Below are 12,471 nucleotides of genomic sequence, written 5' to 3' on the forward strand. Positions count from 1 at the left end.
GAGGGGGATGGAGCTTTTGACGTAGAGGCGATTTGTGCCTCGCAGGAAAAAGCGAAGCCACCGAACATTCTAACCGCTGGAGCTAGATTCAATAAAAAGCGTAGGCGGCTCTGTCAAAAGAGTCGCGTAAGCTATAAACTAATAAAAAATGAAAAGCTAGCTGCTCGTAGAAAGTTAGCTAATTAAAAGAAAGCTAGGAGGGAACCCGATGAATAAAGGGCGCGTTACGCAAATCATGGGTCCGGTTGTAGACGTTAAGTTTGATGGCGGAAAGCTACCAGAAATCTACAACGCCCTTACGGTAAAACAGAGCAACGAAAACGGTGAACTTAACTTAACATTTGAAGTTGCACTTCATTTAGGTGATGATACAGTTCGTACAGTTGCGATGTCTTCCACAGATGGACTTGTTCGTGGCACAGAAGTAGAAGATACTGGTAAAGCAATCTCTGTACCAGTTGGTGATGCAACACTTGGTCGCGTATTTAACGTATTAGGTGATGCTATTGACTTAGATGGTGAGGTTCCTTCGGATGTACGCCGTGATCCAATTCACCGTCAAGCACCTGCATTCGAAGAATTATCTACTAAAGTAGAAATTCTTGAAACTGGTATTAAAGTAGTAGACTTACTTGCTCCTTACATTAAGGGTGGTAAGATCGGTCTATTCGGTGGTGCCGGTGTAGGTAAAACAGTATTAATTCAGGAGTTAATCAACAACATCGCACAAGAGCACGGTGGTATCTCTGTATTCGCTGGTGTAGGTGAGCGTACTCGTGAGGGTAATGACTTATACCACGAAATGAGCGATTCTGGCGTAATTAAGAAAACTGCGATGGTATTCGGACAAATGAACGAGCCACCTGGAGCACGTCAACGTGTTGCATTAACAGGCTTAACAATGGCTGAATATTTCCGTGATGAGCAAGGACAAGACGTACTTCTGTTCATCGATAATATCTTCCGTTTCACGCAAGCAGGTTCTGAAGTATCTGCCCTTCTTGGCCGTATGCCATCTGCGGTAGGTTACCAACCAACACTTGCAACAGAAATGGGTCAATTACAAGAGCGTATTACATCTACAAATAAAGGGTCTATCACGTCTATCCAAGCGGTATATGTACCAGCCGATGACTATACTGACCCAGCACCAGCTACAACGTTCGCTCACTTAGATGCAACAACAAACTTAGAGCGTCGTTTAACACAAATGGGTATTTACCCAGCCGTAGATCCATTAGCATCTACATCTCGTGCACTTTCTCCAGAAATCGTAGGAGAAGAGCATTATGAAGTGGCTCGTCAAGTACAGCAAACTTTACAACGTTACAAAGAGCTTCAAGATATCATTGCTATCTTAGGTATGGATGAGTTATCTGAAGAAGATAAGTTAGTTGTACATCGTGCTCGTCGTATTCAATTCTTCTTATCTCAAAACTTCCACGTAGCGGAGCAGTTTACAGGTCAAAAAGGTTCTTACGTACCTGTAAAAGACACAGTTCGTGGTTTCAAAGAAATTCTAGAAGGAAAATATGATGACCTTCCAGAAGATGCATTCCGCTTAGTTGGTGGCATTGAAGAAGTTATTGAAAACGCGAAGAAAATGATGGCGTAAGGCCTTAGGAGGGACGAAGTATGAAGACATTTCCAGTCAGTATTGTAACTCCTGATGGACCGGTTTACGAAAAAGAAGTAGAAATGGTAAGTGTAAAAGCAGAGAGTGGGGAAATGGGGATTTTACCAGGTCACATTCCAACTGTTGCACCATTAAAAATTAGTGCAGTTCGTCTGAAAAATGGTGGACACACTGATTATGTAGCGGTAAGTGGTGGCTTTATCGAAGTTCGTCCAGATAAAGTAACTGTATTATCATCATCTGCTGAAGAAGCAAACCATATCGATATCCATCGTGCAAATGAAGCGAAGCGTCGTGCTGAGCAACGTCTGCAAGATAAACAAGCACATGTTGACTTTAAACGTGCAGAAATGGCATTACAACGCGCTGTGAACCGTTTAAACGTTTCCGATATGAAATAAAAAAATCCGTAAAGGCAAAGCCTTTACGGATTTTTTTTATGTAGTTAATGGATAATTTTACAAAAATGGTATAATTATATTGGTGCTCGTATAAGTAGAGAATGTACAACAATTTATAAAGGGGATGAATAAATGATCGGTGAAATGAAGCGAGAAGCATTGCACTCTTTAAAAGGAAAATGGGGACTAGGTGTTGGATCAACGATTTTATATCATATTGTAAGTTACGTCGTTTCAATGGCTGTAATGCTTATAGTATTAATTCCAGGAGTTATAATATTTATTTTAGCATCTATTTTAACTGGTTCAATTGAAGAAGAAACAATGGCAATTGGAGCTGCTATTACGTTTGGGGTTTTTTACTGCCTTATGATAATTTTAAGTTATGCGGCTTATGGCATTACCACATATGGTCATACGAATTTGTTTCTACAAATAAGCAAACGAGAAGATGCTAGAGTGGATTATTTATTTGAAGGATTTCGTGGCTTTAAAAGAATGATGAAAACAATGTGGGCTATGCTTGCAATTTTGTTATATACAGGTATATGGGTTCCGATGTTAGGAACGATTGTATTTGGGCTATTAGGTTTTCTTGATGAGAATGCAAATCCATCATTTATAATTGTTTTCTTTATTTTATTAGCTATTTCGTTTATTGTAATGGCTATTTTGTATTTTTCATATTCGATGACATATTATGTGATGGTTGAAAAACCGGAATACAGTGTTTCGCAAGCAATGAAAGAAAGTAAGAATCTGATGAAGGGGCATAAATTAGACCTATTTCTTTTATGGCTAAGCTTTATAGGGTGGGCTATTTTAGCGATTTTTACACTTGGAATAGGTTTTCTATGGCTTAGTCCGTACGTGAGTACAACGACAGCGCATTTTTACCGCTATATTTCAAAAGATGAATTGTAGTAGGAACATGCTATACTAATAGAGTTATTGTGTATAGGAGGTTACGTATGATTGGTGATTTAAAAGGAGAAGCATTAGATTCATTAGAAGGGAAATGGGGATTAGCTGTCGGGGCGACATTACTTATTTCAATTCTAATCATGATTTTTAGTTTTAGTATTGAGTGGGGATTTTCTTCAATTTTTGATTGGAAAGAAACGAAAAATTCAATTTCAATAAATATCCTTACATTTTTTGTTACTGGGCCTTTAACTTTAGGTGGATATTATCTTGCTTTAAATATCCTTCGTGAAAAGCAAGCTAGTATCGGTAATGTGTTCATTTGGTTTTCAGAGGGAAAGAGATTTTTAAAGTCATTTTTATTATATTTATTAGTAAATTTTTATCTTTTCTTATGGACGTTACTGTTCATTATCCCAGGCATTATTAAATCATTTTCTTATGCGATGACGTACTTTATTATAAATGATCACCCGGAGTATTCTATAAATCAAGCGATTACAGAAAGCCGTCGTATGATGGATGGACATAAGATGGAGTATTTCATTTTATGTTTGAGTTTTATTGGTTGGTTTATATTAAGTTGTATTACACTCGGGATTGGATTCTTATGGCTAATTCCATATTTTTATACGACGTCAGCAGCTTTTTATGAAGAGATTGCAGAGGAATATTACGAAAAAAAAATTCCGACATTATAAAGTGAGTCGGACACTCTGCGTCGATGAATAGCTTTGTAGTCCGCAAATAGCATGATAAAAACACCTAGTATGAGTTATTGGTTCATACTAGGTGTTTTTTGTAGAAATTTTATAAATTGATGACTAGTAAGTGGTTTACTGAAATAGTAACCTTGCATATATTTACAGTTGTTCTTTTGTAGAAACTTAAGTTGTTTTTCTGTTTCAATTCCTTCAGCAACGACAGATAGGTTTAACGTATTTGCAAGGGAAAGGATAGTGGACACGATGGCTCTCTCTTCAGGTCGATGATCAGCTAGTTGTGTAAATTCTCTCGGTACTTTTAATGTATCGATAGGGAAAATAGATAAATAAGCGAGAGAAGAATAGCCGGTGCCGAAGTCATCAATGGACGTTTGAATACCATATTCCTTTAATTGTTTTAGCTTGGATAACGTTTCCTTTTCATCGATCATTGCAATTCGTTCTGTTAATTCAAGTGTTACATCTTTTGGATCGACTTTAACGTCTGTTATTATTTGTAAAATGTTCTCGATTAAATTATTTTGCTGGAACTCTTTAGCTGATAAGTTAACACTTATTTTTAAATCTTTGTAGCCAAAAGTATGCCATATTTTTAGCTGACGACAAGATTCATTTAATACCCAATGACCAAGTGGAATGACTTGAGGAGTCTCCTCTACAATTGGAATGAACTCACATGGCGGAATGTCACCAAGGAGTGGGTGTTTCCAGCGTAGTAATGCTTCAGCACCAATAATCTTTTTCGTCGTAATATCAATTTGTGGTTGATAGACGAGATAAAATTCTTCGTTTACTAAAGCGAGTGGTAAATCTTTTTCAATTCGGGCTTTTCGTTCCGTTTTTTTATACAATTCTTTCGTGTACAGAGAGCTACCATTTTTTCCTTTATTTTTTGCTTCGTACATGGCCATATCAGCATGTTGTAAAATTGATAACGGATCTTCACCTGCTTCAGGATATATTGCAATCCCGATGCTCGGTGAGATTTGTAAATGTTGATTTTCAATTTCGAATGGTTCGTTCATGGCTGCTACAATTGTATCAGCTATTTTTTTTACGTCTGGCCCCTTTTTATAATTTTCGATAAGGATTGTGAACTCATCTCCAGCTAATCGGGCAAGCTTCATATTTGGTGTCGCTATACTTTCGAGTCTTTTTGCTACTGCAATTAATAGAAGGTCTCCTACCCTATGACCGAGGGTATCGTTAATAACTTTAAAGCGATCTAGGTCAAGAAACATAACAGCAAAAGGCATTTTTGATATTTTGGATCGCGCAATTGCTTGTTCTACATATTGATGAAATGCACGTCGATTTGCAAGCTCTGTTAGTGTATCATGATATGCTAAAAAATTAATTTGTTCTTGTTGTTGTTTGCTTTCCGTAATATCTTTAATCATTAAATAAACTCCGGAAATATGATCCTTTAAAAAGATAGGAACAGCTGTCACATGCAAGTAGTAAATATCTCTATTTTTATGATATGCCCGTATTTCTAAAGAAATAGATTTCTCCTTTTTTACGCGATGAAAGGCATTAATGATTTCTTCCAAATCTTCTTCATACGTAAGTGAATAGTAAGGCTGATTTAATAATTCATTCGTTTGATAACCGAGTAAAGTCGTACCAGCGTTATTCACGTTAAGAAAATTACCGTATAAATCTAATGTGAAGATTGGATCTGGATGATGCTCGTATAAAGATTTAAACATTTGTTGGTTATGATACAGTTCATTTTTTTGTTCTACTAAATCTTCTGTACGCAGTTCAATTTGTTTTTCGAGTTCTGAGTTGAATTGCATTTGGGCTAATAATAATATTTTATTTTGTTTTCGAACTAAACTATGGCGTATGAGAACGAAGGAGAAAGTTATCATAAGCCCAATTACTACAATAGGCGCGAAAACATATTCGACTAATATGAAAACAATAAGCATTACGACAGAAATATAAGGTAATGATAATCTGATCGCTTCCCCAAATTTAGGTGTTAATAGCACTTGTTCTTGTTTTTCAGGTTCTTTTGTATGAATAATACATGCGATTGCTACTAGTACTAAAGTTACTTGATAAAGAGGAGTAACTGTAAACATAGAATACTCGGGTATGAAGTATTTGATATAAGCATAAATCGCATCTGTAGTAGCATATAAAAGTAAAGCACTGCCAAGAAGTGCGCCAACCTTTTTGGATAATAAAGATAAAGGCTTGAATAACAGATTAATTCCTATGAGGAAAAAGAGTAAATCGGTCATTGGATAAGTAAGTTGAACAAATATGTCGATATAGGATGTTGAAGAAATGTGAATGGTTCTTTCAATAAGTAAGTAGTAACTTAAAGTGAATTGTGCTGTAACAATAATACAAATATCACATATCATAAAAAGCTTTTCTAATAAATCTCGGTTATAAATGATTTCATATAGAAAGGCGAATGCAAAGCTAATTAAAAAAAGTAAATAAAAAAAGTCGGACGGATCAACGAATGTATAGTAGTCCTTTAAAATTAAACGTTGATAGGCAACGACGATATCCCCGATGAAATAAGAGAGAGTTCCAACGCATAATATCGTCCAAAATAAACGAGGTAACCCTTCTTTCATATTTGAAAAATAAAGTATATAACTACAAGCGATAATATCAATGAATAAAGTACTCATTCCAATTAATATTTGAAAGGGAAATGAGTATTCATATAGAAAAGGCATTGCCACGTAATGAATTACTATAGATAGCAATGTAATGCTTATAAGAATACTTACATGTGTTTGTTTTTTCATCTATCTCACCCACGGTATATACATATAAATTCCTCTTTTGTATTTTTTATAGTTTCTTAAAAAACATATATAACCTATATACTTATTTTGCGCAAGTATAGCAAGTTATAAAAACAGATTTTAATAATTCTCGTTTCTGTCCCCAACATATCGACATAGGAATTTGAAGTTTGCTATAATGATTAAAATAGTTGCATTATTTAGAAAAATTTAAAAATAATAATTACTGCAACTAGGACATATTGTTTACTAAGTGAACTTGTTCTTAATTTAGGGGGGAGGGTTTCACAATGGCAAGTGTATATGAAAATAGTTATATGATCGTTTTGATTTTCTTGCTATTAGGTATATTGCTGCCGGTAGTGGCTCTTACATTAGGAAGGATGCTGCGCCCAAATAAACCAAGTGCAGCGAAAGCGACGACGTATGAGAGCGGGATTGAGCCTTTTCATGATGCGAATATTCGGTTTCATGCTCGTTATTATATTTTTGCTTTATTGTTTGTCATCTTTGATGTAGAAACTTTATTTTTATATCCATGGGCTGTTGCATATGACAACCTCGGTTTATTTGCACTGATTGAAATGCTCATCTTTGTTGTAATGTTGCTAGTTGGATTAGCGTATGCTTGGAAAAAGAAGGTGTTACAATGGTTATAAATTTTGAGGAATTACATCCAAATGAGCGAGCAGAATTAGAACGAAATATCTTTTTTTCTACATTGGAACAGTTGAAAGGATGGGCGAGAAGTAATTCTTTATGGCCGATGACATTCGGACTGGCATGCTGTGCAATTGAAATGATGGGAGTAGGTTCATCACATTATGATTTAGATCGATTTGGGTCATTTTTTCGGACTTCACCAAGGCAATCGGACGTTATGATTGTGTCGGGAACGGTAACGAAGAAGATGGCTCCTATTGTTCGGCGCTTATATGACCAAATGCCTGAACCGAAATGGGTTATTGCAATGGGATCTTGTGCGACAGCAGGTGGTCCATATGTAAATTCGTACGCTGTTGTGAAAGGTGTAGATCAAATTGTGCCAGTTGACGTGTATATCCCTGGTTGCCCACCAAATCCTGCAGCTTTAATTTATGGAATTAATAAATTAAAAGAAAAAATTCGTTACGAAGCAAAGACTGGAAAGCAGGTGACGAATAAATGAGTGATCCTAACAAAGACTTAGAGGATTTAAAAAGAGAAGCGGCTAGGCGTGCGAAAGAAGAGGCGAGAAAGCGTCTCGTTGCGAAACATGGTGTGGAAATAAGTAAACTTGAGGAAGAAAATCGCGAAAAAGAGAAAGCGCTACCAAAAAATGACGATATGACTATAGAAGAAGCAAAACGACGTGCAGCAGCGGCTGCAAAAGCAAAAGCGGCGGCGTTAGCGAAACAGAAAAGAGAAGGAATAGAAGAAGTAACGGAAGAGGAAAAGGCCAAAGCGAAGACGAAGGCGGCAGCCGCGGCAAAAGCGAAAGCGGCGGCGTTAGCAAAACAAAAAAGAGAAGGAACAGAAGAAGTGACGGAAGAGGAAAAGGCAAAAGCAAAGGCGAAGGCAGCAGCGGCTGCAAAAGCAAAAGCAGCGGCGTTAGCGAAACAAAAAAGAGAAGGAACAGAAGAAGTGACGGAAGAAGAAAAGGCAAAAGCAAAGGCGAAGGCAGCAGCGGCTGCAAAAGCGAAAGCGGCGGCGTTAGCGAAACAGAAAAGAGAAGGAATAGAAGAAGTAACGGAAGAGGAAAAGGCCAAAGCGAAGACGAAGGCAGCAGCGGCTGCAAAAGCGAAAGCGGCGGCGTTAGCGAAACAAAAAAGAGAAGGAACAGAAGAAGGAACAGAAGAAGAAAAGGCAAAAGCAAAGGCGAAGGCAGCAGCAGCCGCAAAAGCGAAAGCAGCGGCGTTAGCGAAGCAAAAAAGAGAAGGAACAGAAGAAGTGACGGAAGAAGAAAAGGCCAAGGCGAAAGCGAAGGCAGTCGCCGCCGCGAAAGCAAAAGCAGCGGCGTTAGCGAAGCAGAAAGCATCGCAAGGTGATGGGGATTCGGGGGATGAAAAGGCGAAGGCAAAAGCAGCAGCGGCTGTAAGGGCGAAGATGAAGGGTGCTGAAGGTAAGAAGGAAGAAGAGACGAAGCAGGAAGAGCCATCTGTGAATCAACCGTATTTAAATCAGTATGTTGAAGTTATTAAGGGAAAAGTAGGAGAGGATGCTTTAGTAGATTGCTACATTAATAAACTTTCCAAAGATGTACCAACTCTTGTAGTGGAGCCCTCAAAATATTATGAAGTAATGGAGTTACTGCGATTCCATGAGGGACTTGCATTTGATTATATGTCAGAGCTACATGCGACGGATTTTATGACACATATGGAAGTGTATGTTCATTTATTTTCATATGGAAAGAAACAGTCAGTAGTGGTGAAGGTGAAGTTGGATAGGGAAGCACCGCAAGTGGAATCGGTGACAGCGCTTTGGAAAGGGGCAGATTGGCCGGAGCGGGAAGCGTATGATTTGCTTGGTATCGTATTTAAGGGGCATCCGAATTTATCACGTATTTTAATGCCTGATGATTGGGTAGGGCACCCGCTTAGGAAAGATTATGAACCGTATGATGTGGAGGTGTAGCTAAATGATCCGTACGGAAGAAATGCTTTTGAATGTAGGTCCTCAGCATCCGAGTACGCACGGTGTGTTCAGGCTCGTTATTAAAATTGACGGGGAAATTATTAAAGAAGCTACACCGGTTATTGGATATTTGCATCGCGGGACCGAAAAGATTGCAGAGAGCTTACAGTATACGCAAATTATCCCTTATACAGATCGGATGGATTATTTATCGGCTATGACGAATAATTACGTCATTTGCCATGCTGTAGAGACGATGATGGGGCTTGAAATCCCGGAGCGTGCCGAATACTTGCGAGTACTTGCAATGGAGCTTGGAAGGATTGCGAGCCACCTCGTTTGGTGGGGGACAAATCTTCTTGATATAGGAGCGGTTAGCCCGTTTTTGTACGCGTTTCGTGAACGAGAGATGATTATAAATTTATTAAACGAATTATGCGGTGCCCGGCTCACTTTTAACTATATGAGAGTCGGCGGTGTAAAGTGGGATGCACCGGATGGTTGGATTGAAAAAGTGGAAGAATTTGTTCCGTATATGAGAGAACAATTGGCAGGGTATCATGATCTTGTTAGCGGCAATGAGATTTTCTTAAATCGTGTAAAAGGCGTTGGTATATATAGCGCGGAGGAAGCGATTTCGTATTCTTTAAGCGGAGCGAATTTGCGGTGCACCGGAGTAAACTGGGATCTTCGCAAGGATGAACCGTACTCCATTTACGACCGTTTTGATTTCGATATTCCTGTTGGGAGCGTGGGGGATGCTTGGGATCGCTACGTTTGCCGCATGAAGGAAATTGAGGAGTCGTTAAAAATTGTCGAGCAAGCAGTCCAGCAGTTCCCGAAAGAAGGAGCAGTACTTGCGAAAGTACCGAAAATTATTAAGGCTCCTAAAGGGGAAGCATTCGTCCGTATAGAGTCGCCGCGAGGAGAGATTGGTTGCTATATTGCTAGTGACGGAAAGAAAGAGCCGTACCGCTTGAAGTTTCGCAGGCCGTCTTTTTACAATTTGCAAATTTTACCGAAGTTATTGAAAGGCGAAAACATCGCCAATTTAATTACGATTTTAGGTGGAGTGGATATAGTACTTGGGGAGGTTGATGGCTAATGATTGAAACGCTCTTACAATCACCTTCTAGCTGGACGAATTTCTTCATTTTTTTCGGATTAGCGGTGCTCCTATTATTTGCAGTCCTTGGCTTCGTTACATATGGTATTTTGGCAGAACGGAAAGTGATGGGTTTTATGCAAGGGCGGATTGGGCCAAACCAAGTCGGGGGCCGGTTTGGTCTGCTGCAAACGGTAGCCGATGTTTTAAAACTATTACTGAAAGAAGATAGTATTCCGAAGGCGGCAGATAAACCGTTGTTTATATTAGCACCTGTCATTGCGTTCGCACCAGCATTTATGGTGCTTGCAGTCATCCCATTTACTGATAAATTTCAGTTCGCGGATATTGGCGTAGGCTTACTGTATTACATTGCTGTTTCTGGCATTACGACGATTGGTGTCGTAACCGGAGGATGGGCATCGAATAATAAATATTCCCTTTTAGGAGGGATGCGTGCAGCGGCGCAAATGATTTCTTATGAAATTCCGCTCGTAATGAGTGTAATTGGGATTGTTTTGTTAGCTGGTAGCTTAAATTTAAATGAAATCGTAGCAGCGCAGGAGAATGTTTGGTACATTTTCGTGCAACCAATCGGTTTCGTCGTATTTTTAATCGCAGCGGTAGCAGAGTTAAATAGGACGCCGTTTGATTTACCAGAAGCTGAGTCGGAGCTTGTTTCTGGATATCATACGGAATACTCAGGGTTTCGCTGGGCGTTCTTTATGCTTTCAGAGTACGTATATTTCTTCGGGATGGCATCTTTAATTACAGTGCTCTTTTTAGGCGGATGGAATCCAGTTATGTTCCTTGGATTTATCCCAGGTGCCGTATGGTTTGCTTTAAAGTTTAGCAGTGTAGTTTTTCTATTAATTTGGTTCCGCGTTACGTTTCCGCGTATAAGAGGTGATCAGTTAATGGAGTTTGGCTGGAAAGTATTATTGCCAATTGCACTTGCAAATATTTTCTTAACGGCATTGATTAAGGAGTTATTCTTCTAATCTATGAAGGGGGTGCCAGTAAGAGATGAAAGGGCTATTTAAAGGATTAAAATATACATTAAGCAATTTGAGTAAGAAGAAGGTGACGTATGATTATCCGAATCAACCGTTGCCATTGCCAGATCGTTTTCGAGGAATTCAAAAGTTTTATCCAGAAAAGTGTATCGTTTGTAACCAGTGCTCCAACATTTGTCCGACAGACTGTATTCAGTTAACGGGGAAAAAACATCCGGATCCTACGAAAAAAGGAAAAATTATTGACACGTACGATATTAATTTTGAAATTTGTATTCTTTGTGATTTATGTACAGAAGTTTGTCCGACAGAAGCGATTGTTATGACAAATAACTTTGAACTCGCGGAATATTCACGGGATGACTTATTTAAAAATTTGCAGTGGCTCGATGAAAACGACGAAAACGTCAGGAAGGAGAATAAAGCATGAATGGCGAGTTTATAGCATTCTTTATACTATCCTTGTCTGCAATTATCGGCGGCGTTCTTATGTTGAATTTAACGAAAGTCATGCATATGATGCTAGCTCTCGTTCTGACATTTCTCAGCATTGCAGGTTTGTACTTTCTTTTATCAGCTGAATTTATCGGGGTTGCACAAATTTTACTTTACTCGGGTGCGATCACCATTATTATGATTTTTGGCATTATGTTAACGAAACATAATGCAGAAAATGAATCTCGTCTTACTCTTCGAAAATGGATTATCTTCTTTGCGGTTGTAGCATTTGGGGCAGTTATGTATTTCGCTGTTAACAATATTGATTTTGCAAATGAAAGCACACAAGGAAGTTTACCTCTCCATGAAAAAAACACACTTCAAATCGGTACGCTTCTCTATTCAAAATATATCATTCCATTTGAGTTAACCTCAGTTATTTTACTTGTAGCACTTGTCGGTGCAATTATTCTTGCGAAGAAGGATGAGAAAGAGGAGGATTCCAATGAGTAGCGTGCCTGCTTCTGCGTATTTAACGCTTGCGATTATTTTGTTTTGCATCGGTTTGTTTGGAGCTTTAACGAAGCGCAATACAGTGATTGTATTAGTTTGTATTGAATTAATGCTGAACGCAGCCAATTTAAACTTAGTAGCGTTTAGTAAATTAGGTTTGTTCCCAAATGTAACAGGGCAAATTTTCTCTCTGTTTACGATGGCTGTAGCAGCAGCGGAGGCGGCGGTAGGACTCGCCATTTTAATTGCTTTATATCGTAATCGTACGACAGTTCATGTAGATGAAATGGATACGCTCAAAGGATAACATTGTGACC

13 protein-coding genes are annotated in these 12,471 nt (G+C 38.6%); 12 read left to right on the plus strand and 1 reads right to left on the minus strand.

Features of this window, described 5'->3' with window-relative positions:
- Positions 1-208: 208 nt before the first annotated feature.
- From atpD to LMD38_RS00320, 4 genes are all read left to right on the plus strand, one after another.
- Positions 209-1,615 (plus strand): F0F1 ATP synthase subunit beta, encoded by a 1,407-nt coding sequence (atpD, locus tag LMD38_RS00305; protein WP_001032592.1) that lies wholly within the window; start codon positions 209-211, stop codon positions 1,613-1,615.
- A 20-nt stretch (positions 1,616-1,635) separates the two neighbouring features.
- Positions 1,636-2,037, plus strand: a complete 402-nt coding sequence (atpC, locus tag LMD38_RS00310) for a F0F1 ATP synthase subunit epsilon (protein ID WP_000847211.1) — start codon at positions 1,636-1,638, stop codon at positions 2,035-2,037.
- A 132-nt stretch (positions 2,038-2,169) separates the two neighbouring features.
- A complete protein-coding gene (locus LMD38_RS00315) occupies positions 2,170-2,961 on the plus strand; it encodes a DUF975 family protein (RefSeq protein ID WP_000578798.1) in 792 nt (263 codons plus the stop codon).
- Positions 2,962-3,008: 47 nt separating this feature from the next.
- On the plus strand, positions 3,009-3,662 hold the full coding sequence (locus tag LMD38_RS00320) for a DUF975 family protein (RefSeq protein WP_000578699.1): 654 nt from the start codon (positions 3,009-3,011) through the stop codon (positions 3,660-3,662).
- A gap of 74 nt (positions 3,663-3,736) precedes the next feature.
- On the opposite strand, the gene LMD38_RS00325 is transcribed toward LMD38_RS00320, so the two are convergent.
- The gene (locus LMD38_RS00325) at positions 3,737-6,466 is read right to left on the minus strand and encodes a putative bifunctional diguanylate cyclase/phosphodiesterase (RefSeq protein WP_228920064.1); all 2,730 of its coding nucleotides are present in this window, start codon (positions 6,464-6,466) and stop codon (positions 3,737-3,739) included.
- A gap of 290 nt (positions 6,467-6,756) precedes the next feature.
- Between LMD38_RS00325 and nuoA the strand changes: the two genes are divergently transcribed.
- The 8 genes from nuoA to nuoK are packed head-to-tail and all read left to right on the plus strand — an operon-like array spanning position 6,757 to position 12,461.
- On the plus strand, positions 6,757-7,125 hold the full coding sequence (gene nuoA / locus LMD38_RS00330) for an NADH-quinone oxidoreductase subunit NuoA (protein ID WP_000179275.1): 369 nt from the start codon (positions 6,757-6,759) through the stop codon (positions 7,123-7,125).
- Positions 7,116-7,634 carry an NADH-quinone oxidoreductase subunit NuoB gene (gene nuoB / locus LMD38_RS00335; RefSeq protein WP_000236331.1) on the plus strand — a complete coding sequence of 173 codons (519 nt, stop codon included), beginning with the start codon at positions 7,116-7,118 and terminating at the stop codon, positions 7,632-7,634. Before nuoA ends, nuoB begins: the two co-directional genes overlap by 10 nt.
- Complete coding sequence (locus LMD38_RS00340) at positions 7,631-9,082, plus strand: NADH-quinone oxidoreductase subunit C (RefSeq protein WP_270729947.1); 1,452 nt, start codon at positions 7,631-7,633, stop codon at positions 9,080-9,082. The genes nuoB and LMD38_RS00340 overlap by 4 nt, the downstream gene beginning before the upstream one ends.
- 4 nt (positions 9,083-9,086) lie before the next feature.
- Complete coding sequence (gene nuoD, locus LMD38_RS00345) at positions 9,087-10,187, plus strand: NADH-quinone oxidoreductase subunit NuoD (protein WP_000621432.1); 1,101 nt, start codon at positions 9,087-9,089, stop codon at positions 10,185-10,187.
- Positions 10,187-11,188 carry an NADH-quinone oxidoreductase subunit NuoH gene (nuoH, locus tag LMD38_RS00350; RefSeq protein ID WP_000573430.1) on the plus strand — a complete coding sequence of 334 codons (1,002 nt, stop codon included), beginning with the start codon at positions 10,187-10,189 and terminating at the stop codon, positions 11,186-11,188. The genes nuoD and nuoH overlap by 1 nt, the downstream gene beginning before the upstream one ends.
- 25 nt (positions 11,189-11,213) lie before the next feature.
- On the plus strand, positions 11,214-11,633 hold the full coding sequence (nuoI, locus tag LMD38_RS00355; protein ID WP_000677191.1) for an NADH-quinone oxidoreductase subunit NuoI: 420 nt from the start codon (positions 11,214-11,216) through the stop codon (positions 11,631-11,633).
- Entirely contained in the window at positions 11,630-12,154 is a 525-nt protein-coding gene (locus LMD38_RS00360) for an NADH-quinone oxidoreductase subunit J (RefSeq protein ID WP_001012803.1), read from the plus strand. The genes nuoI and LMD38_RS00360 overlap by 4 nt, the downstream gene beginning before the upstream one ends.
- Positions 12,147-12,461, plus strand: coding sequence for an NADH-quinone oxidoreductase subunit NuoK (gene nuoK / locus LMD38_RS00365; protein WP_000100082.1), 315 nt, complete (start codon positions 12,147-12,149; stop codon positions 12,459-12,461). The genes LMD38_RS00360 and nuoK overlap by 8 nt, the downstream gene beginning before the upstream one ends.
- The last annotated feature ends 10 nt before the right edge of the window (positions 12,462-12,471 follow it).

It is taken from the genome of Bacillus pacificus (assembly GCF_020861345.1).
Lineage (GTDB): Bacteria > Bacillota > Bacilli > Bacillales > Bacillaceae_G > Bacillus_A > Bacillus_A pacificus.

Coding starts and splice junctions, on each gene's coding strand:
- LMD38_RS00315 (WP_000578798.1), top strand. CDS start 2,170: ATGATCGGTGAAATGAAGCGAGAAGCATTGCACTCTTTAAAAGGAAAA.
- LMD38_RS00340 (WP_270729947.1), top strand. CDS start 7,631: ATGAGTGATCCTAACAAAGACTTAGAGGATTTAAAAAGAGAAGCGGCT.
- nuoI (WP_000677191.1), top strand. CDS start 11,214: ATGAAAGGGCTATTTAAAGGATTAAAATATACATTAAGCAATTTGAGT.
- nuoK (WP_000100082.1), top strand. CDS start 12,147: ATGAGTAGCGTGCCTGCTTCTGCGTATTTAACGCTTGCGATTATTTTG.
- LMD38_RS00360 (WP_001012803.1), top strand. CDS start 11,630: ATGAATGGCGAGTTTATAGCATTCTTTATACTATCCTTGTCTGCAATT.
- nuoB (WP_000236331.1), top strand. CDS start 7,116: ATGGTTATAAATTTTGAGGAATTACATCCAAATGAGCGAGCAGAATTA.
- LMD38_RS00320 (WP_000578699.1), top strand. CDS start 3,009: ATGATTGGTGATTTAAAAGGAGAAGCATTAGATTCATTAGAAGGGAAA.
- nuoA (WP_000179275.1), top strand. CDS start 6,757: ATGGCAAGTGTATATGAAAATAGTTATATGATCGTTTTGATTTTCTTG.
- nuoH (WP_000573430.1), top strand. CDS start 10,187: ATGATTGAAACGCTCTTACAATCACCTTCTAGCTGGACGAATTTCTTC.
- LMD38_RS00325 (WP_228920064.1), bottom strand. CDS start 6,466: ATGAAAAAACAAACACATGTAAGTATTCTTATAAGCATTACATTGCTA.
- atpC (WP_000847211.1), top strand. CDS start 1,636: ATGAAGACATTTCCAGTCAGTATTGTAACTCCTGATGGACCGGTTTAC.
- atpD (WP_001032592.1), top strand. CDS start 209: ATGAATAAAGGGCGCGTTACGCAAATCATGGGTCCGGTTGTAGACGTT.
- nuoD (WP_000621432.1), top strand. CDS start 9,087: ATGATCCGTACGGAAGAAATGCTTTTGAATGTAGGTCCTCAGCATCCG.